This window comes from Acinetobacter sp. P8-3-8, assembly GCF_000214135.1.
Classification (GTDB): Bacteria; Pseudomonadota; Gammaproteobacteria; order Pseudomonadales; family Moraxellaceae; genus Acinetobacter.
On the sequence record NZ_AFIE01000011.1, the window covers coordinates 57360 to 83689 of the forward strand.

General features: G+C 38.1%; 27 protein-coding genes and 1 pseudogene. 12 read left to right on the forward strand and 16 right to left on the reverse strand.

Annotated elements, in window-relative coordinates; genetic code table 11:
• The first annotated feature begins 296 nt into the window (after nucleotides 1–296).
• Both serA and GGG_RS0107130 read left to right on the forward strand, forming a co-directional pair.
• Nucleotides 297–1529, forward strand: coding sequence for a phosphoglycerate dehydrogenase (gene serA, locus GGG_RS0107125; RefSeq protein ID WP_010113404.1), 1233 nt, complete (start codon nucleotides 297–299; stop codon nucleotides 1527–1529).
• A gap of 125 nt (nucleotides 1530–1654) precedes the next feature.
• Nucleotides 1655–2521, forward strand: a complete 867-nt coding sequence (locus GGG_RS0107130; RefSeq protein ID WP_010113406.1) for an EamA family transporter — start codon at nucleotides 1655–1657, stop codon at nucleotides 2519–2521.
• Between the two features lie 76 nt (nucleotides 2522–2597).
• Here the strand turns inward: GGG_RS0107130 and GGG_RS20435 are convergent, their stop codons facing one another.
• Nucleotides 2598–3083 (reverse strand): tetratricopeptide repeat protein, encoded by a 486-nt coding sequence (locus tag GGG_RS20435; protein WP_010113408.1) that lies wholly within the window; start codon nucleotides 3081–3083, stop codon nucleotides 2598–2600.
• A 186-nt stretch (nucleotides 3084–3269) separates the two neighbouring features.
• Here GGG_RS20435 and GGG_RS19580 point away from each other — a divergent pair.
• Nucleotides 3270–4138 (forward strand): annotated as a pseudogene (locus GGG_RS19580) (DMT family transporter).
• Nucleotides 4139–4244: 106 nt separating this feature from the next.
• Here GGG_RS19580 and GGG_RS0107145 read toward each other — a convergent pair.
• The 3 genes from GGG_RS0107145 to truB form a co-directional block, all read right to left on the reverse strand.
• A complete protein-coding gene (locus GGG_RS0107145) occupies nucleotides 4245–4715 on the reverse strand; it encodes a hemerythrin domain-containing protein (RefSeq protein ID WP_010113409.1) in 471 nt (156 codons plus the stop codon).
• A 142-nt stretch (nucleotides 4716–4857) separates the two neighbouring features.
• Nucleotides 4858–5625 carry a TSUP family transporter gene (locus GGG_RS0107150; protein ID WP_010113410.1) on the reverse strand — a complete coding sequence of 256 codons (768 nt, stop codon included), beginning with the start codon at nucleotides 5623–5625 and terminating at the stop codon, nucleotides 4858–4860.
• A gap of 14 nt (nucleotides 5626–5639) precedes the next feature.
• Nucleotides 5640–6545, reverse strand: a complete 906-nt coding sequence (gene truB, locus GGG_RS0107155; RefSeq protein WP_010113411.1) for a tRNA pseudouridine(55) synthase TruB — start codon at nucleotides 6543–6545, stop codon at nucleotides 5640–5642.
• A 137-nt stretch (nucleotides 6546–6682) separates the two neighbouring features.
• On the opposite strand from truB, the gene GGG_RS0107160 reads away from it, so the two are divergent.
• The 3 genes from GGG_RS0107160 (at nucleotide 6683) to GGG_RS0107170 (ending at nucleotide 10010) form a co-directional block, all read left to right on the forward strand.
• A complete protein-coding gene (locus tag GGG_RS0107160; protein ID WP_029574488.1) occupies nucleotides 6683–7723 on the forward strand; it encodes a lipase secretion chaperone in 1041 nt (346 codons plus the stop codon).
• A gap of 60 nt (nucleotides 7724–7783) precedes the next feature.
• A complete protein-coding gene (locus tag GGG_RS0107165) occupies nucleotides 7784–8761 on the forward strand; it encodes a triacylglycerol lipase (RefSeq protein WP_010113413.1) in 978 nt (325 codons plus the stop codon).
• A gap of 277 nt (nucleotides 8762–9038) precedes the next feature.
• Entirely contained in the window at nucleotides 9039–10010 is a 972-nt protein-coding gene (locus tag GGG_RS0107170; RefSeq protein ID WP_010113415.1) for a triacylglycerol lipase, read from the forward strand.
• A gap of 63 nt (nucleotides 10011–10073) precedes the next feature.
• On the opposite strand, the gene rplS is transcribed toward GGG_RS0107170, so the two are convergent.
• From rplS to ispH, 12 genes are all read right to left on the reverse strand, one after another.
• A complete protein-coding gene (gene rplS / locus GGG_RS0107175; RefSeq protein ID WP_010113417.1) occupies nucleotides 10074–10445 on the reverse strand; it encodes a 50S ribosomal protein L19 in 372 nt (123 codons plus the stop codon).
• 216 nt (nucleotides 10446–10661) lie between these two features.
• Complete coding sequence (gene trmD, locus GGG_RS0107180) at nucleotides 10662–11396, reverse strand: tRNA (guanosine(37)-N1)-methyltransferase TrmD (RefSeq protein WP_010113419.1); 735 nt, start codon at nucleotides 11394–11396, stop codon at nucleotides 10662–10664.
• A gap of 42 nt (nucleotides 11397–11438) precedes the next feature.
• Nucleotides 11439–11987, reverse strand: a complete 549-nt coding sequence (gene rimM, locus GGG_RS0107185) for a ribosome maturation factor RimM (RefSeq protein WP_010113421.1) — start codon at nucleotides 11985–11987, stop codon at nucleotides 11439–11441.
• Between the two features lie 27 nt (nucleotides 11988–12014).
• A complete protein-coding gene (rpsP, locus tag GGG_RS0107190; RefSeq protein WP_010113423.1) occupies nucleotides 12015–12272 on the reverse strand; it encodes a 30S ribosomal protein S16 in 258 nt (85 codons plus the stop codon).
• A gap of 144 nt (nucleotides 12273–12416) precedes the next feature.
• The gene (locus GGG_RS0107195; protein ID WP_010113424.1) at nucleotides 12417–12845 is read right to left on the reverse strand and encodes a type IV pilin protein; all 429 of its coding nucleotides are present in this window, start codon (nucleotides 12843–12845) and stop codon (nucleotides 12417–12419) included.
• 5 nt (nucleotides 12846–12850) lie between these two features.
• On the reverse strand, nucleotides 12851–13363 hold the full coding sequence (locus GGG_RS0107200) for a prepilin-type N-terminal cleavage/methylation domain-containing protein (RefSeq protein ID WP_319795935.1): 513 nt from the start codon (nucleotides 13361–13363) through the stop codon (nucleotides 12851–12853).
• Nucleotides 13364–13376: 13 nt separating this feature from the next.
• Nucleotides 13377–17381, reverse strand: coding sequence for a PilC/PilY family type IV pilus protein (locus tag GGG_RS0107205; protein WP_010113428.1), 4005 nt, complete (start codon nucleotides 17379–17381; stop codon nucleotides 13377–13379).
• A 16-nt stretch (nucleotides 17382–17397) separates the two neighbouring features.
• Nucleotides 17398–18201 carry a hypothetical protein gene (locus GGG_RS0107210; RefSeq protein WP_010113430.1) on the reverse strand — a complete coding sequence of 268 codons (804 nt, stop codon included), beginning with the start codon at nucleotides 18199–18201 and terminating at the stop codon, nucleotides 17398–17400.
• On the reverse strand, nucleotides 18198–19100 hold the full coding sequence (locus GGG_RS0107215) for a PilW family protein (protein ID WP_010113432.1): 903 nt from the start codon (nucleotides 19098–19100) through the stop codon (nucleotides 18198–18200). The genes GGG_RS0107210 and GGG_RS0107215 overlap by 4 nt, the downstream gene beginning before the upstream one ends.
• A gap of 1 nt (nucleotide 19101) precedes the next feature.
• On the reverse strand, nucleotides 19102–19611 hold the full coding sequence (pilV, locus tag GGG_RS0107220) for a type IV pilus modification protein PilV (protein WP_010113434.1): 510 nt from the start codon (nucleotides 19609–19611) through the stop codon (nucleotides 19102–19104).
• Nucleotides 19611–20090 carry a GspH/FimT family pseudopilin gene (locus GGG_RS0107225; RefSeq protein WP_034599006.1) on the reverse strand — a complete coding sequence of 160 codons (480 nt, stop codon included), beginning with the start codon at nucleotides 20088–20090 and terminating at the stop codon, nucleotides 19611–19613. The genes pilV and GGG_RS0107225 overlap by 1 nt, the downstream gene beginning before the upstream one ends.
• 141 nt (nucleotides 20091–20231) lie before the next feature.
• Nucleotides 20232–21182, reverse strand: coding sequence for a 4-hydroxy-3-methylbut-2-enyl diphosphate reductase (ispH, locus tag GGG_RS0107230; protein WP_010113438.1), 951 nt, complete (start codon nucleotides 21180–21182; stop codon nucleotides 20232–20234).
• A gap of 143 nt (nucleotides 21183–21325) precedes the next feature.
• Between ispH and gmk the strand changes: the two genes are divergently transcribed.
• The 6 genes from gmk to bfr all read left to right on the forward strand — a co-directional run bounded on the left by gmk (nucleotide 21326) and on the right by bfr (nucleotide 26222).
• The gene (gene gmk, locus GGG_RS0107235; protein WP_010113440.1) at nucleotides 21326–21946 is read left to right on the forward strand and encodes a guanylate kinase; all 621 of its coding nucleotides are present in this window, start codon (nucleotides 21326–21328) and stop codon (nucleotides 21944–21946) included.
• Nucleotides 21947–22036: 90 nt separating this feature from the next.
• Nucleotides 22037–22318 carry a DNA-directed RNA polymerase subunit omega gene (gene rpoZ, locus GGG_RS0107240; protein WP_004718302.1) on the forward strand — a complete coding sequence of 94 codons (282 nt, stop codon included), beginning with the start codon at nucleotides 22037–22039 and terminating at the stop codon, nucleotides 22316–22318.
• 212 nt (nucleotides 22319–22530) lie between these two features.
• A complete protein-coding gene (locus GGG_RS0107245; RefSeq protein ID WP_010113446.1) occupies nucleotides 22531–24642 on the forward strand; it encodes a bifunctional (p)ppGpp synthetase/guanosine-3',5'-bis(diphosphate) 3'-pyrophosphohydrolase in 2112 nt (703 codons plus the stop codon).
• An 89-nt stretch (nucleotides 24643–24731) separates the two neighbouring features.
• Nucleotides 24732–25115 (forward strand): RidA family protein, encoded by a 384-nt coding sequence (locus GGG_RS0107250; protein WP_010113448.1) that lies wholly within the window; start codon nucleotides 24732–24734, stop codon nucleotides 25113–25115.
• Nucleotides 25116–25311: 196 nt separating this feature from the next.
• On the forward strand, nucleotides 25312–25506 hold the full coding sequence (locus tag GGG_RS0107255) for a bacterioferritin-associated ferredoxin (RefSeq protein ID WP_010113449.1): 195 nt from the start codon (nucleotides 25312–25314) through the stop codon (nucleotides 25504–25506).
• A gap of 251 nt (nucleotides 25507–25757) precedes the next feature.
• Nucleotides 25758–26222 (forward strand): bacterioferritin, encoded by a 465-nt coding sequence (bfr, locus tag GGG_RS0107260; RefSeq protein WP_010113450.1) that lies wholly within the window; start codon nucleotides 25758–25760, stop codon nucleotides 26220–26222.
• Nucleotides 26223–26330 lie beyond the last annotated feature (108 nt).

Below are 26330 nucleotides of genomic sequence, written 5' to 3' on the forward strand. Positions count from 1 at the left end.
TTTTTTTAGAGTCAAATACAGTCAAAATCGTCAACTTTACTGATTTCAGCAGTATTTTACCTAGTTGATGACGATGGATAAAGCATAGTTTTATATTGCGTGACCCATACGTCATATCGAAAGCATTGTTCAAGCGCTATAAAAATCAATAAATTAGCGATCTATTTGATTTATATATAATGCTTATCAGAAATCGTAGATAAAATATCCGCTTTACTATGACAAACGAAATATCTATAGAACAGTGTCTATGGTATCATACTGCGACTAAATTTGGCCTTTGTAGCGGAGCCGTAATGAGCCAACATCTTTCACTACCAAAAGATAAAATTCGTTTCTTGTTGTTAGAAGGCGTTCATCAAAACGCGATTGACACTCTAAATGCTGCTGGATATACCAATATCGATTCCCGTAAAACTGCGCTTGAGGGTGAAGCGTTGAAAGAAGCGGTTAAAGATGCACACTTCATTGGTATTCGTTCCCGTACACAATTAACTGAAGAAATCTTTGAAGCTGCGAATAAATTGATCGCAGTGGGTTGTTTCTGTATCGGAACAAACCAAGTGAATTTAAATGCAGCGATGATTCGTGGTATTCCTGTATTTAACGCACCTTACTCAAATACTCGTTCAGTTGCTGAACTGGTACTTGCTGAAGCTATTCTTTTACTTCGTGGTGTACCTGCTAAATCTGCTTCTACTCACCGTGGTGGTTGGAACAAATCTGCTGTAGGTTCGTTTGAAACACGTGGTAAGACTTTAGGTATCGTGGGTTATGGCTCTATCGGTTCTCAACTTTCAGTTTTAGCTGAAAGCTTGGGCATGCACGTGATTTATTATGATGCAGTGACTAAATTACCGATGGGTAATGCACGTCAAGTGGGTTCTTTAGATGAACTTCTTGCCAATGCTGATGTTGTAAGCTTACACGTTCCAGATGTTCCTTCTACTCGTAATTTCTTTACTAAAGAACAATTTGCGAAAATGAAAGAAGGTTCTATCTTCATCAATGCTGCACGCGGTACATGTGTGATCATCGAAGACCTTGCAGATGCGATCAAATCTGGTCACATTGCGGGTGCTGCGGTTGACGTATTCCCGAAAGAACCGAAAGCCAATGGTGAAGAATTCGTTTCTCCACTTCGTGGTTTAGACAACGTGATCTTAACGCCTCACGTCGGTGGTTCTACCATGGAAGCGCAAGCGAACATCGGTTTAGAAGTGGCTGAGAAATTTGTTGCTTATTCAGATAAAGGCATGACTTTATCTGCTGTGAACTTCCCTGAAATCGCACTTCCATTGACTGAAGGTAAACATCGTTTACTTCACATTCATAAAAACGTGCCAGGTGTTCTTTCTAAGATCAACAACTTGTTCGCTGAACACGGTATCAACATTTCTGGTCAATCATTAATGACGAAAGGTGATGTTGGTTACTTAGTGATGGACGTTGATGCAACTGCATCTAAAGAAGCGCTTGATACATTGAGTGATGTTGAAGGTACAATCCGCGTTCGCGTATTGTTCTAAGCATTTCTGATTTTAAAAACCACAGGCAACTGCCTGTGGTTTTTTTATTTTAATCATATATATTTGATTTATTGAGCACTCTCATTTCTCTTCCGAAAAGCCTTAAAGCTAAAACGTTCTAAAACATGCCAAATTTAAAAGCAGCACCTCATCTTCAAGCTTTGATTCTACTGTTTATTGCGATGGTGAGTATGCAAAGCAGTGGTGCGCTTGCCAAAGTGCTCTTTGAACACTTCCCAGTGTTGACCATTTCCGCTATGCGTCTACTGATGGGTTCATTGATTTTGGCCATTATTTTTAGAATTTGGCAGGTTAATTTTAAACATATCAAGTGGTCAGCGATTATCAGTTATGGCGTGGCTTTAGCTGGCATGAATGCCCTCTTTTATTTGTCGATTGAACGATTACCTTTAGGCATTGCCGTTTCATTTGAGTTTATTGGCCCATTGAGTGTTGCACTGTTTCATGCACGGCAAAAGTTTGATTTTATTTGGGTCGGATTAGCAATTTTAGGCTTGGTTTTACTGTTTCCTTTTGACCAAGCTGCTCATCGATTAGACCCCATCGGCATCGCTTTGGCACTGGGCGCTGGAGCATGTTGGGCATTGTATATTATTGCGGGACAGAAACCTTCGGGCGTTTCAGGTAATCATACGGTTTGTTTGGGCATGTTTGTTGGTATGCTGTGTTTAATGCCAATTGCTTTATTTTCAGGCATGTCCGCAACAGTTTTTCAGCCATCCAATTTGATCTATTTTGTTGCTTTAGCAATCTTAGCCAGCGCATTACCTTTCTCTTTAGAAATGATTGCTTTACGAAATCTATCTGCTTTAAGCTTCGGTACGCTGATGAGCTTAGAACCTGCTGTGGCTGCATTTTCAGGATTTATTTTCTTAGGTGAACAATTGCTTTGGACGCAATGGTTGGCTTTAGCCACAATTATTAGTGCATCGATCGGGTGTACCATGACCGTTCAACGCGCAAAAAAATAAATCTCTTAACCGTGAATCAGCTAAGAGATTTATGAATCAAAACTCGTATTCAGTTCTGAATTCTAGTTTCGTAAAACTACAACTCAATAGAAGCTGCTTCGATATGTTGATTTTGTTTTGCCAGATTTAAATATTTCTCAGCAATTTCTCTATCTTTTTTAACACCAATGCCTTCATTGTAGATTTTGAATAATTCAAAAGCAGCATCAATATCACCCAAATCTGCGGCCTTTTTATAGTGCTCAAGGCTTTGATTTAAGTCCAAAGCGACACCTTCGCCTGCTTTAAAAATTTCAGCCAAAAGAAAATAGGCTTTTGCGTTATTTAAATCTTTTGCCTGATTCAACCAAAATAAAGTGCCATCAATATTCTGCTGCTGCCGTTCATGCGTTGCCATACACAGTATTGCTTGCTCATGTCCATTTTGTGCCGCAGATTTCAACAATGAGATATGTTGTTCATGCTCTGGCGGTAACTGCATAGAAACTTCAAATTGTGCCGCGGGATCTCCCGATTCAGCTTGTTTTAGTAAAACCTGATCTATTCTTTCTAAGTTCATCATTAACCACCCTACTTACATCTTTTAAAATTTAATTTATGCGATGCATCTATCATTTATTCTCATCATCATAGCGTAGAATTTTCAATCTCCAAGCAAATATTTTATCTTTCGATATAAACTTTATAAATAGTCGCTTTATTATCGACAAATGATAAAATCGCGCCAGAATCCTACACTTTTATACTTATGCCGAACACTCAACTCACTGCTGTGCTCTTTATGGTTTTATCCATGGTCGCATATCAGATCAGCGCATCATTTGCGAAACAACTTTTTGAAGTTTTAGATCCACTGACAGTGGTGACTTTAAGATTATGTTTTGCATCTATTCTGATTATTTTAATGTTTAGATCGTGGAAAATCATTAAGCGTTTACCTTATTTAAAATGGAAGGATTTATTGCTGTATAGCGGCTCTGTGTGTTTGATGAATGTATTGTTCTACGCATCTTTAGGTAAGTTGCCACAAGGCATTGCGGTTGATTAGAGTTTCTTGGCCCGCTCACATTAGCTTTACTGTCTATTAAGCATAAAAGTGATTATCTCTGGGTATTGCTTGCCATTATTGGTGTTGCATTAATGGTGCCTTGGCAAGATGCAACTGCACACAACTTTTCATATCTAGGCGCTGCTTTTGCTCTTGGCGCAGGGATTTGTTGGGCAATTTATATTTATTATGGACAAAGGGTTGTTCGCCAAAATATTGGTATGCATGCGCTCAGTATTGCCATCGTATTATCCGCCATGGTCATGTTACCCATCAGCGCGGTACACAACCCCGAAGCCTTGCTTAAAACTGAATATTGGGGCAAAGCCTTACTCATTGCTCTATTAGCAACAGCGATCCCATATGCATTGGATTTAATGGCTTTAAAGCGCCTAAGCAAACTCAGTTACGGCACACTTTCTAGTTTATCTCCTGCATTGGGCGCAATTGCAGGATTTTTCCTATTAAAAGAACAGATTAGCTTATGGCAATGTATTGCTTTGATTTGTATCATGCTTGCATCTATTGGTGTGACGTTTAGGTCTAAACAAGATCCAGATGACTTATAATGTTTCTTATAATGTTTAATGTTAATCTTCTTGAATATTTTTCACCTTTGAAAAGATTGAATACGCTATCTTTCCAAAGGTTTTTTTATGACTACAGAATTTAAAATCATTTGAATTCGTCTATAAGCTCATCTTTAAACTTTGCCTTATATTTTTTATATTCAGCCATATATTTTTTCGCAAGTGCTAGTTTTTGATTTTCATCTAAGATTTTACTTGCTTGCTGAAAAAAGTGATATTCCTCTTGCTGTAAGTGCTGATGCACTGTTTCAAATAATCGTCTAGCCAATATCAACCAACGAGAATGACTAAAATCAGTTTCAGTTAATGATCCTAATATTTCATCCATTGCACGATGTTCAGAAAGCGCATGGCGTGTAAGATTTAAGCCTGAATCTGTCATCATCAATGGAATATAGAAATAACGATCTTCTGCAACCGCATGTGCAAATAATTCATTTTTAAGTAATGCAAAAATCTTACGGCGCTCAGAAGTATCACCTGATGTTTCAACCAATTTTCCAGATAAATCCCGTTGCACATCATGACTTATACTTAGTGCTTCAAAAATATTCATTCAAATCCCTCTTTTCATTATCCTTCCATCATTCAGCTCAATAAAAATTGACTCAATAGACGTAATATCATAAAAGAGTGATCAAATAAACATCGTCATTAAATGAAACTTTTTGTATCTGGATACTTAAACTAAGCGTGAATTATCCCGTAAACATTTGATATGCCAAACGACAAATTAAAATGCTGACTAAAATTAAAAAGAGAATACGAATAAAACCACTACCGTATTTCAACGCCATTTTCACCCCAACCAATGAACCACATACATTGGCAGCTGCCATCATTAAACCCAGTTGGAACAGCACATGTCCTGTAGGAATAAAGAAACTTAAAGCCGCGAAGTTGGTCATAAAATTACCGATTTTAGACAATGCTGATGCGTGTAAAAAATCGACTTTTAAGTAGCGAATAAAATAGAAAATAAAGAAGCTACCTGTTCCTGGCCCAAAAATCCCATCATAAAAACCAATGGCTAAGCCACCAACACCTGCAATCAACAGCATTTTATTGGTGATTTCTTGCTGAAAATGCACTTGTCCAAATTGCTTTTTAAAAAATGTATAAATCGCAATCACGATCAACATGAACAATACGAATGGACGTAAAATTTCTTGTGGAATCAACGACACACAAGCCGCGCCACCAAAAGAACTAATGAATGCAGTGACTGCAATCACCGCCAAAAGTTTCCATTGGATTTTCACTTGTTTTAAATAAGAAAATGCAGCCGAAGCCGTACCACAAATTGAAGCAAGCTTATTGGTACCAAAAACTGTTGCAGTTGGATAATGTGGCAATGCTCCCATCAAAGCTGGAATCTGTATTAACCCTCCTCCACCAACAGCCGCATCAATTGCGCCTGCGCAAAAAGCGAAAAAAATCAGGCTAATAATAATGTCCAGTTCCATACAACTTACTCAGATTAGAGGTTTAATACACGTTTAGGCACTAAACGCTTTTTATCGGTGATTTCAGCCAAACCTAGGCACTTCTCACCATCAAAGACCAGAACTTCTGCATCTGCTTCATGTTCAATATTACTTTCCATGCCACGGCTGAAATATTCCGCACGACCTTCAGGCGCTTGAATTTTAGTAAAATGGTCAATCGGCGCATAAACAGGTAATAGCAATGCTTCACGCTCTTGCTCGGTTAAACTTTCCAAATATTCAATGGTATAACTTGGATTCAATTCAAAATGCCCAGTTTGAGTCCGATGCAAATAGATCAAATGACCATAACCACCAAGCGCTTGAGCAATATCTTCACCCAATACACGGATATAAGTTCCTTTCGAGCATGTCACATCTAAAGTCATTGTATTTTCTGAAAATTCAATTAACTGAATAGCAAAAATGTGAATTGGACGTGCTTCTCGTTCAATTTCTATCCCTTTACGTGCCAACTCATACAACGGACGGCCTTCTTTCTTCAATGCAGAATACATCGGCGGAACTTGTTGAATATCACCGATAAACTGAGCCAATACCTGATGGATGCGATCTTCAGTTAAAACAGGAACTGCTTTTTCCAACAGCACCTCACCCTCTACATCACCCGTCGTGGTGCTGTGTCCAAGCTGAATAGTGGTGAGATAACGCTTCGTTGAATCGAGTAAATAATGAGAAAACTTAGTCGCCTCGCCCAGACAGATCGGTAATAACCCTGATGCAAGCGGATCTAATGCACCAGTATGCCCTGCTTTTTGCGCCCGATAGAGCCAACGCACTTTTTGCAAAGCTGCATTTGAACTGATTCCTAGAGGTTTATTCAATAAAAAAACGCCACTGATATGGCGACGTTGAATTTTGGGCGATTTAGCAGACATATTGAATTGATCAGGACAATGTTTGCTTATTCTAACAAATCCATTTATCTATTTTTACAAATTTCTGCTATGCAAAATAAATATTTATGGCAGATTATTTTCTGATCAAAAAAAATAATACAAATCAAAGGATTTACATGCAGAAAGCACGTAAAAATATGCTATGGATTGCATTTTCAGTAATTATTGTGATTGTTTTTGCTTTTATTTTTTGGTTAAAACCGCAAAACACATCCAATAATGATCAGCAAACATCGGCAGAAACATTTGCTAAGCAACAAGCAGGGCAAATTGTGCCTGCGACAATCTCAAATACCCAAGCACAGTCCTTTGCAAGCAAGAGCCAACAAGATATCCAAATCAATTGTCAAATTCGTGTAGATGATTCAAATCGCTTGATGGTCAATGAACAGACTAAAGATTGTTTTGAGTATTTTATTACTCAATACGGCGAAAAAACTATTGACCAAATTAAGACTGACTTTCTCGCTTACAGTAAAGCCAGTTATAAAGAGCCAGTTCTATCTCAACTAAGTGACTTATGGTCACGTTATGTGGATTATCGGGCTAAATTGGGCGATCTACAGCCTCCTGTAGCAGATAAAGACAGTGCTCAGTATTATCAGCAGATTGTGAGTAATACCCAAAACTTAAGAAAAAAATTCTTTTCAGACTATGAAATTCAAGGCTTATTCGGTACTCAAGATACTTATGATCAATACACGCTTGATCGTATGGAGATCATGAATAATAAAAATTTGTCTGCAACCGAAAAAGCTGAAAAATTAAAACAATTGTTTAATCAACTTCCAGAAGATTGGAAAGAAAATTTACAACAAATTTCTCAGCTTGAAGACCTCAGAAAGCTAACTTCTGAAATAAAAGCACGTGGCGGTTCGGCTGAAGAATTACACCAAATGCGTACCAATTTGGTCGGTGCTGAAGCAACTCAACGTTTAGAAACACTTGATGTACAACGTAGTGACTGGAAAAGCAAAGTTAATCAATACTTAGCTGAACGTGACACGATCATGAACAGTTCAATGAGCGATACAGCAAAGCAAAGTGCTGTATCACAATTAAAAGCACAACAGTTTAATAATCAACAAGACCAGATACGATTACAAACATTTGAAACAGTTCATGACGAAGGAGGGAAATTACCATTTGCCGATTAGGGATGATTATGCCCTAAGCTGATTCATCGACAATCAACATTTTTTCAGGATGAAATACAAATGTTAAAAAACAAAAAATATGCGCTCGCTTGTTCTATGTTAGCCCTTTGTGGCGCAATAGGCATGAGTTCTGCGCATGCAGGCGTACAGCGTGTTACAGCATCGGTTCAATCGGACTATGCAAAAACTAAATATCCAATTTTATTTACACATGGGATGTTTGGATTTAGTCGCTTAGGTGTCGCTGCATTTGGACTAGATTATTGGTATCAAATTTTACCTGATTTAGCCCGCAATGGTTCAACGGTATTTGCTGCTCAAATTTCACCACTTGAGTCTACAGAAGTTCGAGGAGAACAATTACTCACTCAAGTTGAAGAAGTCATGGCCTTAACAGGCAAAAGCAAAGTCAATTTGATTGGTCATAGTCACGGTGGGCCAACCATCCGTTATATAGAAGTGGTTAAACCTCAATATGTCGCATCTTTAACAGGTGTCGGTGCAACATTTAGAGGATCAAAAGTTGCAGATGATCTATTAGCAAATAGAGGAGGATCTCAATTTCTAAGTATTGCAACAGATTATATTGTAGGTCCAGTTATTGCTTTTTCTCAAGGCAATTCAGGACTGAAAAGTAATTTGAATGCATCACTCAAATCCATTAGCGAACAAGGTTCAAGTGCTTTCAATCAACGCTACCCAACGCCTGCCCTTGCCAGCAGTTGTTCTCAAAATGGTGCAGCATCTCGTAATGGTGTCTACTACTACTCTTGGACTGGAACTTCACAAGTCACCAATATATTAGATGTTGTGGACAGTGCGATCTCTGTTTTAGGGCCAATTTCCTATGGTAGTTTGGACAATGATGGCTTAGTTCCACGCTGTAATGCTCGTTTCGGTAAAGTCATTCGTGATAATTACGGCTGGAATCACCTTGATGAAGTCAATCAAGTCCTAGGAATTCGAGGCTTATTTTCTACGGATCCTGTTTCTGTTTATCGTCAACACGCCAATCGACTTAAACTTCAAGGCTTATAATCTTTCTAAAAACATCAAAGCCAAATATTGTGATCTGCAATATTTGGTTTTTTAAAACTTGACCAAATACCAACCACCTATCTGCTTCATTTAGATTTTTATTTAGTTTTTCTATACTATATTTTTAACAATAAAAAATTAGACCTCTTGCAGAAGCATGCTCTTGATACAATTCAATACATGTAATAATGAATAAAATCAAAAAGAATATGCTGTTTAATTCAAAACAATGTGAGATTTTTATTGTTCAATTAAAATAAATAATGTGAGAATTTCTATGAAAAAAGGACTACTTTTCATCAGTATCATTGGATTGAGTATAGCAACACAATCAGCTTCGGCGCTGAATGTCATACAACAAGCCATACCATCCTCGACCACCTCAGACTATGCTAAAACTCAATATCCTATTGCTTTCGTTCACGGTATGTTTGGTTTTGAACGCTTGGGCTTTGAGTCATTTGGTATGGATTATTTCTATCAAATTTTACCCGATCTAGCTCGCCATGGTGCAACTACATTTGCCACTCAGGTATCTCCAGTTGAATCTTCTGAAATTCGTGGAGAACAATTGATTGGACAAGTCGAAGAAATTATTGCCATCACAGGGAAACCCAAAGTTAACTTGATTGGACATAGTCATGCAGGATCAACAATACGTTATGTTGAAGCCATCAAACCAGAATATGTTGCCTCACTCACAGGTGTAGGTGCAACATTCCGAGGATCGAGAATTGGAGACATGACCTTAGAAAATCCAGTGACTAATCCAATATCCAGTATTATGGTTGATCATTTAGTTGGCCCTATCCTGACTTGGGCATCCCATAATCCATATACGACCATCAATATGCACCGAGGCTTAGTATCGGTTAGTGAAGCAGGATCTGCTGAGTTTAATGCGAAATATCCAACCCCTGCACTTGCCAGTTCATGCGATCAAAATGGTGCTTATTCAAATCAAGGACGATATTACTACTCTTGGACAGGTACAGCTCAAGTCACCAATGTATTAGATGTGATTGATATGGCTATTTCAACTCTCGCACCAATTGCATACAGAAATTTAGACAATGACGGCGTTGTTCCACGCTGTAGTACACACTTTGGTAAAGTGATTCGTGATGATTACAAACTCACACATCTCGATGAAATTAATCTTGTTTTAGGATTACGTGATGTGTTTGCTCCAGATCCAGTATCGCTTTATCGTCAGCACGCCAATCGCCTTAAATTACAAGGCTTATAAAATTTATAGGCATAAAAAAATGCGCCAAATGGCGCATTTTTCTGCTTTAAAACAAAGTTAAAATTAACCTTGTTTACGAGCTGGTAACTTTTCACGAATACGTGCAGCTTTACCTGACAATTCACGTAGGTAATAAAGTTTAGCACGACGAACGTCACCACGACGTTTCACTTCGATTTTAGCAACAACTGGTGAATGTGTTTGGAAAACACGTTCAACACCAACACCGCTAGAAATTTTACGAACAGTGAAAGCAGAGTTTAAACCACGATTTTTCTTCGCGATTACAACACCTTCAAATGCTTGAAGACGTTCACGATCACCCTCTTTTACTTTAACCTGAACGATAACTGTGTCACCAGGTGCAAAAGCAGGAATGTCTTGTTTTAACTGTGCATTTTCAACAGCTTGAACTAAAGGATGTTTACCACTCATTGTGGGAATCTCCAATATTGCGGCTCAGAAGAGGTCTGAATTCCGCTGGGGATAGAGGCTAAGCGCATATCAACCCGATTATATTTCTCTCTATGCTTGACCACTTCAATGCATAAAAAGCCTATTAAAGAGTATTTAAAGCTTTGTTTAAATACCAACTCGAAGCAATGCTTCTCGTTTTGTGCTTAGGCAAACATCATTAAATTTTGCTTACCCTTACTTATCTTTTAGCCATTTTTTTTGCTGCTTCGTCAACTCAACTTTTTCAACCAACTCAGGTCGGCGTTCTAAAGTGCGTTGATAACGCTGCAAAAACCGCCATTTTTCAATATTTGCATGATGCCCTGATTTCAATATTTCGGGCACATCCAAACCTTCAAAATGATCTGGCTTGGTATATTGTGGGCAGTCTAAAAGACCATCCACAAATGAGTCTTGTATCGCTGATTGTTCATCTGACATCGTATTCGGCAAACGTCGAATAATACTGTCCAATAAAACCATCGCAGGTAACTCTCCACCTGATAATACGTAATCTCCTATTGACCATTCTTGATCAACATATTTTTGGATCAAACGCTCATCAACACCTTCATAACGTCCGCACAATACAATCAATCCATCATATTCAACAAATTGCTGTACTGCAGCTTCGTTTAAGGTCTTTCCTTGCGGTGACATATACACCACAGGAACATGAACTGCACCTGCTTGCTTTGCAAGCTTTTTAGCACGGTGAATTGCTTTTGCCAAAGGCTCAGCCATCATCACCATACCAGGACCACCACCAAATGGACGTTCATCCACTCTTTTGTAGTTACCCTCTGCAAACTCTCGTGGGTTGATACAATGGACTTGTATAAGCTCACGTTTTGCTGCGCGCCCGCTAATTCCGTACGCTGTAATCGCTTCAAACATTTCAGGAAAAAGCGTAATGACTGCAAAAAACATCGCAGACTCCTCTATTTTCCTGCTGCGTTCATCCTTTAAGGATTAGTAATCTACGCCCCAATTCACGTAGATACGACCAGCTTCGAGATCAACACGCTGTACCACATCTTTATGCCATGGAATCATTCGCTCTTCGCTATCGATGCTTTCTGGGGTTGCGCGAACCACCATCACATCATTAGCACCTGTTTCAAATAGTTCATGGATTTGACCGAGATTTACTTCCTGTTCTTCATCATCTAGACCTAACACTGTTAAGCCTTTTAAATCTGACCAGTAATACTCATCCACACCTGCTTGAGGCAGTTGCGATTTTGAAATCCAAACATTTGCACCCACTAAGTTATCCGCTGCGGTACGATCACTCACACCTTTCAACGAAACAACCAAGCCTTTGCCATGTGGTTTCCAACGTTTTACATCTATAGTTTGCCAACCTGCTTTGGTTTCTATGTACCAAGGCAGATAGTCAAAAATATTGCTCATAGGTTCTGTATTGGAATAGACCCAGAGCCACCCATTTAATCCATATGCTGAACGTAGCTGTCCAATCTGAATACGATCTTCGGGCACATTCTGTGCTGGTGTCATGGGCTTACTGCCTAATTAAATATTTAATTATGCAGTAGCAGCAGCTTTCTTAGCTTGAGCAGCTAAAGAAGCAACACGTTCAGACGGTTGAGCGCCTTGAGCGATCCAATGAGCAAAACGGTCAGCATCTAAACGAAGTTTTTCTGCTTTACCTTGAGCTGTAGGGTTAAAGAAACCAATACGTTCGATGAAACGACCGTCACGTGCATTACGGCTATCAGTTACGATTACTTGATAGAACGGACGTTTTTTAGCACCACCGCGTGCTAGACGAATTACAACCATGATAGAACCTTATAGTTTTTACGGATTATCCCTGTACCGACCATCGATACATTTCAAACCCCTTTCATAGAGGGCAGTATTTTACGTTATCTTTACAACGAAAGAAAGATCAAAATTTATTTATCCACAATTTTGAATTTGTTTTTATTTTGTGTTCCAGTTTGTAGCCGCGGAAGGAGTACAAGAAGTACCTTCAATCCAGCACTTTTGATCCCGATTATTTAAAGAGACCGAACCATTCCCATCTTGTTTAGAGCCTGAGATTGGTGAAGCAGTTAAAGACCATGATAAATTATCAGCAGAAATTTCTAATTTAACTTTATAATTAGCAACTCCTGTATTCGGGTAATTTTCTTCAAATGAGCCATTTGCAAGTTGTGCATCCTTGTAAGTACCTTTAGCCATTTTATAATTTGCTAAACTCTGGCCTATTGTTAGCATTTCGCTTTGTACATCAGCTCGATTTGTCCTAATGGTATAACCTTGATATGAAGGATAAGCGATAGCCGCTAAAATTCCTATAATTACAACTACAATTAACAATTCAATTAATGTAAATCCTTTTTGTTTCATATGCGTCACCATGATATGACTTTAGTACCTGAACAACCTATATAAGTGACACTATCTGTTGTTTTACAACGAAGCCCTTCACTTGTCATCAATAAGTTATAATTTTTCACATCCGTACTTTCCGCTTTAATTGCCCAATTTCTTCCTCTATTAGTAACATCGGTTGATGATAATAATTTTCCTGAAACTGGGTCTTGAAGTGTAATTCTATATTTGATATCTGCTCCGCTTGCACCTTTAGGTAATATGATTTCATTCATTGCTGAGGATTGACCATATATATAATTAGGATCAAAGCCTTTATAAGTAAAGTTTTTAGCCTTGTAACGCTCCAATTGCTCAGCAATTTTCTGTATTTCCTGCTGGGCAGTCGAGGCGACTGCCTTTCGGGTATATTCAGTATAAGCAGGTACAGCAATAGCAGCCAAAATAGCAATTATCACGACTACAATCATGACTTCAATTAAGGTAAAACCTAATTGAGGACCTTTTTGCCTACTAACTTGTATAGTAGGCAACTTAGTTTCCGATTTAATTAGCTGAAACATATTTTTCATACCATCGTACAGGGTTAAGAATACGTGTACATTCCCATTTACCAAAGCCCTTCAGATTCCCTACCATCGTCAAGCCACCACAGCTATTTTTTTTAGGGTTAGGATCAGGATCAGGATCATCAGGGCCTAAAGTAATCCCTCGGATACCCGCACCAGAAATATTTAAGTTCTTACCATTTGCTATTTGGAAACCAGTTTTTCTCTCCTCAGTTTCATCCTTGCTTCCATCCAACTTTAAACATACGCCATATGGTAAGCAAAATTGTTGAGTATTGGTTTCTCCCACAATACGTGGTTTACAAGGATCTTGTTGTACTATCCCTGTTCCTTCAGGGTCATAAACTGGCACATATAAATAATTAGTTAAGGCAATAGGTCCATCTTCCAAAGCTTTCATACCACCCAAAGTTCTACCTGATACATCATTTCCTGTAGGATCGCTTGAAAGTGAACGATACCAACCTTGTAGGCCTGTTGTTTTATTATATGGGAAAAAGTTAGATGATATTGTTCCAGATAAAGACTGCGGATTTTTCTTTAAGTTACTTAGTGTTAAATCAACAGTTTTTAAATCACTATCCCCTATTGTCATTAAATCCTTATTACTAAAGTCACGATCAATTAACCCATAGACATTATTTGTTGGACGATTAGTTAAAGCATTTGTAGGTAAAATACCTTCGCGACCAGTCAGAGGGCTAACATCTAGTGGAGTACTACGGTCACCTGAAGCTATTCCAACCAAAATAAAAGTATCAGCTCCCTGCGTGTGTTTCGTTAGAGTAGGTGCTTGATAGAACCTAGGTTGATCTCCAGCAGAAATTGTTGTACTGCCTAAATTTGCCAAACGAACCACTCGTTTACCAAAAGCTGAAGTTGTCGTTCCTTTAGTATTATTCAGGTCCGCTCTAAACACTTGCCCACCTAAATCACCAAAATAAAGATGATCCACTAAACCATCACCATCACGATCTAATGCACTTATACGACTTACAATACTATGAGTCATAGATACGACATTAGTATCAGCTCCCGCATTACTGATTGACCATAAAATAGTACCATCCGTTGCATCTATAATATAAACAGCATTTCCGTCTGCTTGGTTCTTTTTGCATGCTGCACCACCATATTCCGTTGGATTCGCTGTGTTTAATTTAAATCGTGGGTTTTCATAACAGATATCATATCCACCACCGATAATCATGACACGTTTGATTTTATCGCCATAGCGAACATTCGTAATAACAGGTTTAGACCATGATTGCCCCATACGAGCGTATTTACCACCTAAATCAGGTCCAATTCTAAATAAAAATTTAGGGTTCTTAGGATCAAGTACATTTAAACCATAAAAACTATTTCCCCCCATTCTCATTCCGCCATAAACATTCATCTGCTTTGCTTTAACAGACATTGTCCCAGCAGTAGCTCCTTCTCCAAACTCATATGCAGCATCGGCAACCCATGTTCCATCAATACCATAGGTCGCACCACCAGATTCACTTCTACGTAAGGCTCGAGAAGCATCATCATTCAATAAAATATCAGCAGGCACAAAAACCATTTGCTCTGTTCCAGTTACTGCATCAACAATCCGCAATCCACCCTCCATACTTGAATATAAAACTGATTGTGAACGAGCTGAAGTCAAATCACCATACTCATCCAAATCTCCAGAATAAGTGAGTTGAACAGGCAAAGAATGAATACTTCCTCCCATTGCAGTAAAAGGCAAATTTGGAGATGTTAACGAAGTTGGTAATGAAGTTGTAGTTGATAAATTCAAGTCATAACCTAGATAATTTAACAACTTAATCTTAAGCAATGGTGAAAAATCTTTTACTGTTGTTTGTGTATTAAACTTATCTAATAAGGCAACGCTATCTGCTATAGGTCTATTTGTCACTGCCAATAGATTGCTATTTTTTACAGACATTTTTACAAGGTTACCATTGCTTGCACTAGATACATCTGTAAACAATGGTCTAAATGCATTTGGATTTGCTGTAGTAGGAAGTGATAATTTTGAATAAACGCCTCCATTCTCAACTAAACCTAAATCTGCAGAATTCGAAGCATTCCATAAATCTTTAGTATTTTTATTTAAAGCACCTAACTCGTTGAAAACCGTTACAGTACCATCTTTTAAAGCACCACCTTTAATACCGTATTTTTTTAAATTTCCTTGCCAGATTAAATAGTTTTTACCTGGATCAGGTTTTAATGCTCTCAAATAACCATAAGGCTGAAAACCATTTGGATTCAATGCATCTACTGGTACAGAAATCGCTCCAGTTGATAGTGGATCAGGTGGAACTATTCCAAGTGAATTAATAAATTCTACTACACTTTTGGTAACATCTGATGAGCTAGAAGCTTGGAAAAATCCACCATTACCAAACCCACCATCATAATTATACCCATCACTTCGTCCGGTACCTGAAGTGCTTTCTGTTGGCTTAGGTACAGATAAAGCCCCACTATATCCTGGTGAGCATTTATCATTTGGTTCTTTACCTGTTGCTGCATCTTTATACGCTCGAGAGCTTAAACGACAAGCATTTTTAGTATCTTGGTTTGCCGTTAAAATATTTTCAGTAAAAAAAGTACTCCCAAAGCCAACAAATGCAGTTTGAATCGAACGCTGAACTGGATTTTTAGTAGGATCAAACAATGCTTTAGAATATGCTCCCATACAGCGCCAAGCACTGCTAGAATCAGCATTAGGTAGATCATTTGAACACGAAAATAAAGAGCCTTTAGTATCTAATGACTTCTGCATGACCATCCATGCTCGATTATCGCTACTACTATTTGCAGCACCATCAGAAAGAAAGTAAACACCTTGACCATCGCAACTTGCTTTTTTATCGGCTGCTGGCAATGGTGATGAATATGTATTCGATGATGTTTTAGTATCTATTGCAGAACTAGAAAAACCCGAATCTTCTGTATCCGCATAATAATAATTCCCATTATATCCACTTAAACTTCCCGATTCCCCTAATCTAGTATTTGAAGTTGAACTGCTAAAATTAGAATACCATCCCTTCCAATTCACATTACACTTACCACCACTATCCCATGAATCACATTCCGCATAATAATTAGAATTACTTATTTTAAAATAACGCTGTAAACTCATATTAGTATTTGTACCAAGCAAATAACTCGCAGCTTCAGCATAAGCATGTGCAGAAGGAGTACCATTTCGAGCTTCCAATTTAGCGATAGCTGTTTTTAAAGCAATTCTTTGCGAACTTCCAACTTCACCTAGTTTCTTTGCTGGCACTAAAATTTGTGCAGTCCGACCATCACCATTTGCCGAAAAATTTCCAGCACCAATATATGTATTTGATAAATTTGCCGTACTAGTACTGCTATCCTGAAGCAGTTTTCTCGCTTCTTCGTCAGTACTATCCAATAAACTAAACATCCCATCTTTTAAACGAGTCAACCGATCAAAACACTGGTAACCCGTTATATTACCTTTTGCATCTTTTTGAGGATTACATCCAGAAACACTATTGGTAACTAAACTATTTCCCTTTGCACTACTCGCAGAAACATAACAAAAATTTCTATCATAACTCGGTGTTGTTCCTGAGCTAACTCTATAAGCAGTATTATTTACAAGCCCTAATATACTTGTTACTAATGTTGCTAATGCTGTTTGCGAACTTGTTCCGCAAGTCGTTAATCCGTAATCATCAACATAACTATACCCACCAAGAAAGTTTCCATCCCTATCTGTCGGAGATCTCATCGACCCCATACTACCAGAGGTATCCAGCATCATAACGATCGTTTTTTGGCCTGCAGAAGGTGCCGCATATATTTGTAAATCTGTTGCCTGAACCACACTTGAAGTAAGTAAAATCGTACAACCAAAAGTAAAACTAAAAGCTATTAACTTTTGATCATTTAAATATTTAACCTTTTTACTTAGCGAGGTTCTTTTAATTAACTTATCCATTTCCGTCCTCCACATCTCAAGGTTTTTCAGTTTGTGTAAGCAAAGTTTGTAAATGGAATTCCTGTGTTTGGCTATTTACAGGAACTCCCAAATCCGCTAAGCAATTTGCGATAGTTCTAAATCCTTTTGTATCCTTACTTGTATTATCACTAATATAACCAGGATTCGCCCCATCTACCCCGATACAAGCCTGAGCAACTTTTATATCCTTAGCAAATGCAGGAAAAATTGATGTAGTGGTAACTCTAATTCTTTGCTGTTCAACTACATTTTTAGCAATAGGTGCCCCCACACTTGCATCTGACCCTTCCCCCAATAAAGCACCTACAGGCAAGTCTGTTGCATCGTTTGGTATTTTCACTGAAACTTGCGTTACAACCGCTTCACGACTACTACCAAAATCTTTAGTTAAATCACAAAATGCCGCAGCTCCTCCCGAAGCAACTGTTGCTTTAGCAGTTTTACTTGCAGGAGGACGAAGTGTTGCCACACTAAAAGAAGCTCCAAATTTTGCTTTTGAAGTCGGTTTGTAGCAAAAAATATACTCCTTACCTGGTTCTTGTTTACTATCTTGCATTGCAAAACCAACAACACCACTTAAATCAACCATTCTAGATAAATCTGAGGCATAAACCTGATTTAAAGGCGTATCTGCAGTTTGACTTAAGAGTTGCCCTACTTGTGTATTTGTTGCAATATTTAGTGTTGTCATCGCAGTTCTAATTGCAAAAACACCAACCAGTGTTAAAAGAATTAACATAAATAAAACAACAATCAATGTAGCTCCTTTTTGTGAGGTAGCTTTTGATATAGTTTTCATAAAGGCTCCCCCATAGCATTTCTTAAAGCAATCGTTGTTGTATATTCTCTTCGTAAATACTTATTAGTTGTGTTTGTAAGGCTTACATCACCATCTAAAAACTGAATAGCCTTAGTTGGATCAATGAGCTTATTTTTTAAATCATCTTTTGAACGGACTAAAGCACCTACTTTAATCGAAACAATTCTTGGAGGTTTAATATTTGCCGTAGCTGCTGCTTTGGCTACAGCTTTATATTGATTAATCGTATAATAAGCCAAGTTTGTTTTATTAGCATTTTGAGTACCTAAATAAAACCTTAATTGATCTACTCTCGGCATAATAATTTGGCTTTTACCATTATCACCAACTTCAGTCAGTTGCGCTATTGTGTTCGCTGGTGGTCTATTTGCATCGCAAGCTAATGCATAATCCGTATCATTTTTTGCATTATCATCTTTTCTCAAAAAATAGCGCTGAAGTACAAACTCACCTGCTGCAACTTCTGCACCTTCACAATTAAACATAGCTTCAGGCGCTGTAAATAATATAGTTAATTGATCACTTTTCGCATTAACATTCGATACACCACCAGAAGTAGTTAAAAATTTTGTATCTAAAGCTATAGGTAAATTAACATTACCTGTAAGACCACTCGTCAAAACAAGCCCGCCTAAATTTGTTGTATCATTTAATTCAGGATGACTAATATTTCCATAGTTAGTTAAGCGAATATCATGCGCCATATACTCTAAGCCAAAAACACCACTATCTTGCAATTCTGCACTAGCTTGTTGTAATCGAGTAGTAATCAAACCACCGACAAATAATTGCAAGGCAGCAGCACTGATTATTAATCCTAATGCCAAAGCAATAATTAGCTCAATTAAGGTGAAGCCTTGTTGAAGTTTGCTTTTCATATTAATAAGCCTCCATCATCAGGCATTGAGCATTATTCACATACTTTCCAGAAGAGTTCATGCAAGTGCTATAGTCTCCAGCTGAAAACTTAGTCCCTCCCCAACCTGCGAATAAACATTGTCTATTCGTTGTGCCTGGGCAAGCCGCCATAGTGATATTTACACCAACATTAAATGCAGATCTTGCCACTAAAAATGCATCATAAGCGGCCATTTGCTGTGGCGTACAATTAGCATCCAGGCAACTTCTATTAGTATTTGGACTTGTACTTATTCCAGCATAAGCTTGCACATTAGCACGGTAAAATGATTGTCCTTCTGGATTTGCTCGAATGCTCTCACTCAAACCTCTCAACAAAAGTGTAGCTTGCGATCGAACCAACGCTTCATCGCCTGCCTCTACAGCTCTAAGCTGCAAAGCGGTAAAACCGAGAACACCTAAAGCAAGTAAAACTAAAGCAACAAGTACTTCAACCATACCAACACCAGCCTGTCTATTTATAATTTTCATTAACAAGTTCCTACCAAAATATCAGAAGCACCTGTAGCGGCAACAACGATGTTTTTAGACTTGTTCTTTGCACACAATGTAAAGGTTTGTGCATTCCGAACATTACCTGTAGGTAAAAAAACCACTCCTGATACTGTTGATGTCACACCAGTACTATCTATAATATTTGCAAGAAGTACTCTATTTTGCTCCACAAATTTATCGCCATCGGCACCAGATATTGTCTTTGTTACACATTGTTCTGGAGTGATTTTCGCACCTGCACTATCTTTACTTGGGCAAACCACAACTACAGCTCTTAATGCTATGGCTTTACTCCGCCCTTCATTTAGAGCGGACAATACTTCCATACCACTATTATCAAGACTTTGTTTAGCAATATGATCTGAAAAAGAAGGCGCTGCAATTGAAGCTATAATCGCTAAAACAGCTATTGTCACCATCAACTCAATTAAGGTGAATCCTCGATTATTTCGCATCGCAACTCCATCGCAACAAAACTTTACCCTATTTAAAATCATAGACCAATTCATTACAAAACCAATACAAGTTGGATAAGTGGCATAAAAAAGCAGATAACTGAAAAATTCAGTTATCTGCTTAAAAAAATTAGATTAAATTTAAGCTTGCGTGACTTGTATGCGTAACTCTTTAGGTAAGCTAAATGTAATATTTTCTTCACGTCCATTCAACTCATGAGGTGCTGTTGCACCCCACTCTTGTAGACGTTGAATCACTTGTTTAATCAGAATTTCAGGTGCAGAAGCACCTGCTGTCACCCCTATTTTATCTGTCGTTTTGAACCAATCTTGTTGAAGCTCATCTGCATTATCGACAAGGTATGCATGTTTTCCCATACGCTCAGCCAGCTCACGCAATCGGTTTGAATTAGAAGAGTTCGGTGAACCTACGACCAAAACTACATCGCATTGTTCCGCTAAATCCCGAACAGCATCTTGGCGGTTTTGTGTTGCATAGCAAATATCGTCTTTACGTGGCCCTTGAATTTGGGGAAATTTTGCACGTAAAGCATCAATGACTTTTGCAGTATCGTCTATAGACAGTGTAGTTTGTGTGACAAAAGCCACTTTTTCTGGGTGATTGACCGTTAAAGAAGCCACATCCTCTTCATCTTCAACTAAGTAAATTTCACCGCCACTTTTTTTATCATACTGCCCCATCGTCCCTTCGACTTCTGGGTGTCCTTCATGGCCAATGAGAATGGCTTCTGTACCTTCACGTGCATACTTGGTCACTTCAATATGTACTTTAGTGACCAAAGGGCATGTTGCATCAAAAACTTTTAAGCCACGGCGTTCCGCTTCTTGTTGTACGGCTTTAGAAACACCATGTGCGCTAAAAATAACAATATTATCATCTGGAACTTCATCGAGTTCATCGACAAAAATCGCCCCTCGTTGACGTAAGTCATCGACCACAAATTTGTTATGTACAACTTCATGGCGTACATAAATGGGCGGATTAAAACATTCAAGCGCACGATTGACGATGGCAATTGCACGATCTACACCTGCACAAAATCCACGCGGATTGGCCAATACAATTTCCATAGAACCCTCAATACTCACTTAAATGCTTGGATAAATTTAATCGATAACGCACAAACAAAAATAAAAACCGTTAAAAACTGTTTTGTTTGTGTGCCGTCTACTCTAAAATAGAGAAGATATTTTATCATATCAGGAAAAATATCATGTCGGGTCTATTGTTTGTCGTTTCTGCGGCATCGGGAACAGGCAAAACATCTCTCGTTAAAGCGCTACTTGAACGTGTCAGCAATTTGCATGTTTCAGTTTCTCATACGACTCGTGGTCAACGACCTGGCGAACTCGACGGTGTTCATTATCATTTTACTTCAAAAGAAAACTTTCTTGATCAAGTCAATCAAGGTGGTTTTATCGAATATGCTGAAGTTTTTGGTAATTATTATGGTACAGCGCAAACCACAGTAAAAGATCAGTTAGCAAAAGGTCATGATGTACTTTTAGAGATCGACTGGCAAGGTGCTGAACAAGTTCGTAAGATTTTTCCTGAATCTAAACAAATCTTTATTCTCCCTCCAACACAGTTTGACTTACGTCAGCGTTTGTCTAATCGTGGTACAGATTCTGTTGATGTGATTGAGCATCGTTTAAGCTGTGCTGTTGCAGATATGCAGCAATATGTTAATTTTGAATACATTATTATCAATGATGACTTCAATAAGGCATTGCACGATTTGGAGTCTGTAATTAACGCCAATCGTTTAAAAATACAGCAACAAGCCAGTCGCCATCAGGTCCTGATTGAAAAGTTGATCACACCACAATCTTAGGTTCGCTGTCGATTAAAACTTGAGTCTAAAGTGAAAGCATTTTATACTGCACAGTCTATTTAAAAAATTTGTATTCAAACGAGAATTCTTATGGCACGCGTAACCGTTGAAGATTGTTTAGACCATGTGGACAACCGCTTTGAGCTTGTACTAGTGGCAAGCAAACGCGCGCGTCAATTGGCACGTCAAGGTATCGAACCTACTGTTGAGTGGGACAATGACAAACCAACTGTTGTTGCATTACGTGAAATTGCGATTGGTCATGTGACTAAAGATATCTTGAAACAACGTGATCAAGATTATCAAACGTCGAGTCTTGACCTTGCTCTTTCTGCAAACAATCTCAATCTTGAAGGTTTTTCTTTCCAATAAGTTAAATTTTCTTAAAAAGCCTAGTTTTTATACTAGGCTTTTTTATTGCAAATTTATCGTAAATAATTTTGCCAACACATCGACAAAATCCTAAATATTTGTTAAAAAAAATAGATATTTTTTATTTCTAGAAATTGACAAGTGACTCAATATGCTTTTCATTAAAGGATTGGGAAAAATCGTTCAAATTCGCAATTAATGATAGGTGTTTTATGCCAGGCCAAGAGGTCAGTCAAGCCAAGCAGCAGCTCAATGTGATTATCGACGCTTACTTAAAACCGAGCGATGTCGAGCGGGTTCTTGCAGCTTGTGATTATGCTGATATTGCGCACGATGGTATTACCCGTAAAAGTGGTGAACCTTATATTCTTCACCCCATTGCAGTGAGCTGTATTCTGGCGCATATGCGTATGGATCCTGAAACACTGATGGCAGCACTTCTGCATGATGTGATTGAGGATACAGATTTTACCAAAGAAGACATTACCGAAAAGTTTGGTCGAACTGTTGCTGAATTGGTTGATGGCGTGACTAAACTGAGTCATTCAAGCGATAAAGAATATAATAAAGCCGCATCCTTTCGTAAAATCTTGCAAGCCACACTACAAGATCCACGTGTAATCATTATCAAACTCGCCGATCGTTATCACAACATGACGACGCTAGGTGCATTACGTCCAGATAAACGCGCACGTATTGCACAAGAAACTTTTGATATTTTCGTTCCAATGGCCCGTTTGGTCGGTATGAACGAAATGGCGGATAATTTAGAGCATTTGTGTTATCAGAATCTTGATCTTGATATGTATAACGATGTTCAAGAATCCTTACTCAAAACCAAACCAGAACGCTGTAAGTATCAGTCGCTTTGGGAACAGAATCTCGTTGATTTATTAAATAATTATAATATTGCTGGTCGTATTAAAAAGAAAAATAATAATATCGAGTTATTACGTCACTTTGTTAAAAATGAAATTGACCTACAAGAATTGACGCATAGCCACGCTTTTGAAATCATTTTACAAAGCATCGCCGATTGTGACCGCTTTGTTGATGCACTCCGTGAAAATTTCCAAGTGCTGTCTTATGAAGATCATATTCGTCGCCCATTACCCGGCGGCAATCAATCTTTGATGATCAAGCTTAAAGGTGAGCGTACAACCCTGTCATTAACCATTCAAACTGAGCTGATGCGCAAAGCAGCTCGCTTTGGCGTGGTACTGGGTGAAAATGCACCTCAAGCCTGTCGTTCTGCAATTCAAGCCTCTATGAAGAATTTAGACATTCTTGTCGGTGGCGAATGTGCAAAAACCACCTTTAATGATTTGCTTGATTATTTACATCAAGAAAAAATTTGGGTGTATACCCCTCATGGTCAATTACATGAACTTCCGCAAGGCGCAACTGCTGTTGATTTTGCTTATTCAGCCAGTTTATTTCTTGGCAACCATGCAGTAGGGGCGAAGATTAACAATGAAATCAAACCACTTTCAACCCCTTTAGCCAGTGGTCAAGTAATTGAAATCATTACTGATGTATTGGCCACACCAAATCCTGATTGGCTCAGTTTTATCAATACTCAAAAAGCCCGTCGTGCGATTCAAAATATTTTGCGAGATCAAGATTTAGAAGAACAGCGCTTAGTTGGGCAACAAGCTTTAAATCGTGCATTAAAATTGTTTAATCGTTCTGTCAAAGATTTATCAGAAGCCGATTGGATTGATTTATTGCAATGGCGTCACATTCAAGACAAAGATGCTTTGTTTGAACAAATTGCCGTAGGTGATTTATTACCTCAATTGGTTGCCAATCACCTATTTGCTCAATCACAACCCAATGATCACACAGTTTCTGAACGCTTAATTCAAGGTACAGATGGTGTTGATGTTAAATATGCACATTGTTGCAACCCTGTATTTGGCGATCAAATTCAAGGACATTTATCTCGTCGTGGTTTAATTGTGCATCGCGAACGTTGCCACAACTTGATCCATGAACAGCACTTACATCCTGAAAACATCATGTCTTTACAATGGACATTCGAACAAGAAGAAGACGTGAACTTCAATGCTTACTTAAGTATTGACCTTGTGTTGAATGATGAACAAATCTCAGAACTGATTTATTTATGCCGTAAAGCTAAAACTGGGGTCGAGTCGGTACGCTCCCACGAAGACAAAACTTATGTCAATATTGTTGTGAATAACCGCAAACAGATTGCTCAAATCATTCGAGAGCTACGTATGCAATTTGGCTTCCCTCGCATTGAGCGCTTATTGATGCCTATTGTGATTAATGACAATATCAAAGCAAAAGCATGTTAATCATGCTGACTGATCAGTTTAATCGATGCTGCTTTCAAGTATCCCCTTCATCCATTATGATGAAATGAGTTGAAATCAAGGAGAAATCAATGTCCCGTCAAGTGATCCACACTGAGAATGCCCCTGCTGCAATTGGTACTTATTCACAAGCTATTTTAGTCGGTAATACCTTATATTTTTCAGGGCAAATTGGATTAGATCCTTACAGCATGGAACTTGTAGAAGGCATTGAAGCACAAATCCGTCGTTCTTTTGATAATATCAAAGCCGTTTGTGAAGCTGCTAGTGGTTCATTGACTGATATTGCAAAATTGAATATTTTCCTTACTGACCTTTCACATTTCCAGTTGGTCAATCAAATTATGGGTGAATATTTTGCACAACCTTATCCAGCTCGTGCAGCTTTAGGTGTTGCAGCTTTACCGAAAAATGCTTTGGTTGAAATGGATGCTATTGCCGTTATTAATCAATAATCATATTTAAAGCAAATTAAGCAAATAATTGATTTTTAATATGTTTAAAAATTAATCAAAAATACCACCGATCAGGTGGTATTTTTTTATTCAAAAACTCAATCAAGATAAATCCTTTTTTAAATGAATTTTATTGACAAATGGTAATAATTATCAATAATACTAGTTATCGCATTTAACTTTGTGGTTTACTCTAATGTACATTTGTTTGTGTCGTGGTATTACAGATCAAGATATTAAAGATGCTGTGGCTAATGGTGCAGAGAGCTATCGTGAAATTCGTGATCTTTTAGATTTAGGTACTTGCTGTGGTCGTTGTGCACCAGAAGCGAAAAGTATTATCAATGAAGAATTGGCAGAAATTGCAGCACGTATTTCCATTGCCGCCTAATATTTGTAAATAACCTCAATAACGATAATAAGTTTATTCATGATCTTCGAATCATATTCCTCCCCCGCTTCGACTCAAAGCGGGTTTATTTTTATTTAGACCCTAAGTTAATAAAAATATACCAATTGTTTTTGATTGCGATTTTCATTTGCCGTTCCATAAATTACTCGAAACTATTGATAAATTTGATTAAGATAGTGATATGGATTGCCTTAACGTTTTAAGGCACACAACTGAATGGAGCTTTGACCATGAAAGGCAATCGAGACGTCATCAACCAACTCAATCAAGTGCTCTATCACCACTTGACTGCAATCAATCAATATTTCCTTCATTCACGCATGTTTAATGATTGGGGAATTGAACAGCTCGGTTCTGCTGAATATAAAGAATCGATTCGTCAGATGAAACACGCCGATAAAATTATCGAGCGTATTCTGTTCTTAGAAGGCTTACCCAACCTACAACATTTGGGCAAACTCTACATCGGTCAACATACAGTTGAAGTTTTAAACTGTGATGTACGCAAAGTGAAAGAGAATATTGAAGCACTCAAAGCTGCTGTTGATTTGGCGGAAAAAAGTTTAGATTACGTCACTCGTGATTTAGTGCAAGAAATTCTTGAAAAAGAAGAAGAATATTGGGATTGGACAACCACTCAACTCGATTTAACTGAAAGTGTAGGTATTGAGAATTACATTCAAAGCCAATTGTGATTTGCAAACCTCCTCTTATTAATCTCCCCTAACCCCTCTTTTACAAAAGAGGGGAACTATGAGAATTTAAAATAATTTTTAGATTCTTGGTACTCCCTCCTTTATCAA

Bases quoted from the DNA above. Each gene is read 5' to 3' on its own strand.
- serA (WP_010113404.1), top strand. From the start codon at position 297: ATGAGCCAACATCTTTCACTACCAAAAGATAAAATTCGTTTCTTGTTG.
- GGG_RS0107130 (WP_010113406.1), top strand. From the start codon at position 1,655: ATGCCAAATTTAAAAGCAGCACCTCATCTTCAAGCTTTGATTCTACTG.
- GGG_RS20435 (WP_010113408.1), bottom strand. From the start codon at position 3,083: ATGATGAACTTAGAAAGAATAGATCAGGTTTTACTAAAACAAGCTGAA.
- GGG_RS0107145 (WP_010113409.1), bottom strand. From the start codon at position 4,715: ATGAATATTTTTGAAGCACTAAGTATAAGTCATGATGTGCAACGGGAT.
- GGG_RS0107150 (WP_010113410.1), bottom strand. From the start codon at position 5,625: ATGGAACTGGACATTATTATTAGCCTGATTTTTTTCGCTTTTTGCGCA.
- truB (WP_010113411.1), bottom strand. From the start codon at position 6,545: ATGTCTGCTAAATCGCCCAAAATTCAACGTCGCCATATCAGTGGCGTT.
- GGG_RS0107160 (WP_029574488.1), top strand. From the start codon at position 6,683: ATGCAGAAAGCACGTAAAAATATGCTATGGATTGCATTTTCAGTAATT.
- GGG_RS0107165 (WP_010113413.1), top strand. From the start codon at position 7,784: ATGTTAAAAAACAAAAAATATGCGCTCGCTTGTTCTATGTTAGCCCTT.
- GGG_RS0107170 (WP_010113415.1), top strand. From the start codon at position 9,039: ATGAAAAAAGGACTACTTTTCATCAGTATCATTGGATTGAGTATAGCA.
- rplS (WP_010113417.1), bottom strand. From the start codon at position 10,445: ATGAGTGGTAAACATCCTTTAGTTCAAGCTGTTGAAAATGCACAGTTA.
- trmD (WP_010113419.1), bottom strand. From the start codon at position 11,396: ATGTTTTTTGCAGTCATTACGCTTTTTCCTGAAATGTTTGAAGCGATT.
- rimM (WP_010113421.1), bottom strand. From the start codon at position 11,987: ATGACACCAGCACAGAATGTGCCCGAAGATCGTATTCAGATTGGACAG.
- rpsP (WP_010113423.1), bottom strand. From the start codon at position 12,272: ATGGTTGTAATTCGTCTAGCACGCGGTGGTGCTAAAAAACGTCCGTTC.
- GGG_RS0107195 (WP_010113424.1), bottom strand. From the start codon at position 12,845: ATGAAACAAAAAGGATTTACATTAATTGAATTGTTAATTGTAGTTGTA.
- GGG_RS0107205 (WP_010113428.1), bottom strand. From the start codon at position 17,381: ATGGATAAGTTAATTAAAAGAACCTCGCTAAGTAAAAAGGTTAAATAT.
- GGG_RS0107210 (WP_010113430.1), bottom strand. From the start codon at position 18,201: ATGAAAACTATATCAAAAGCTACCTCACAAAAAGGAGCTACATTGATT.
- GGG_RS0107215 (WP_010113432.1), bottom strand. From the start codon at position 19,100: ATGAAAAGCAAACTTCAACAAGGCTTCACCTTAATTGAGCTAATTATT.
- pilV (WP_010113434.1), bottom strand. From the start codon at position 19,611: ATGAAAATTATAAATAGACAGGCTGGTGTTGGTATGGTTGAAGTACTT.
- GGG_RS0107225 (WP_034599006.1), bottom strand. From the start codon at position 20,090: ATGCGAAATAATCGAGGATTCACCTTAATTGAGTTGATGGTGACAATA.
- ispH (WP_010113438.1), bottom strand. From the start codon at position 21,182: ATGGAAATTGTATTGGCCAATCCGCGTGGATTTTGTGCAGGTGTAGAT.
- gmk (WP_010113440.1), top strand. From the start codon at position 21,326: ATGTCGGGTCTATTGTTTGTCGTTTCTGCGGCATCGGGAACAGGCAAA.
- rpoZ (WP_004718302.1), top strand. From the start codon at position 22,037: ATGGCACGCGTAACCGTTGAAGATTGTTTAGACCATGTGGACAACCGC.
- GGG_RS0107245 (WP_010113446.1), top strand. From the start codon at position 22,531: ATGCCAGGCCAAGAGGTCAGTCAAGCCAAGCAGCAGCTCAATGTGATT.
- GGG_RS0107250 (WP_010113448.1), top strand. From the start codon at position 24,732: ATGTCCCGTCAAGTGATCCACACTGAGAATGCCCCTGCTGCAATTGGT.
- GGG_RS0107255 (WP_010113449.1), top strand. From the start codon at position 25,312: ATGTACATTTGTTTGTGTCGTGGTATTACAGATCAAGATATTAAAGAT.
- bfr (WP_010113450.1), top strand. From the start codon at position 25,758: ATGAAAGGCAATCGAGACGTCATCAACCAACTCAATCAAGTGCTCTAT.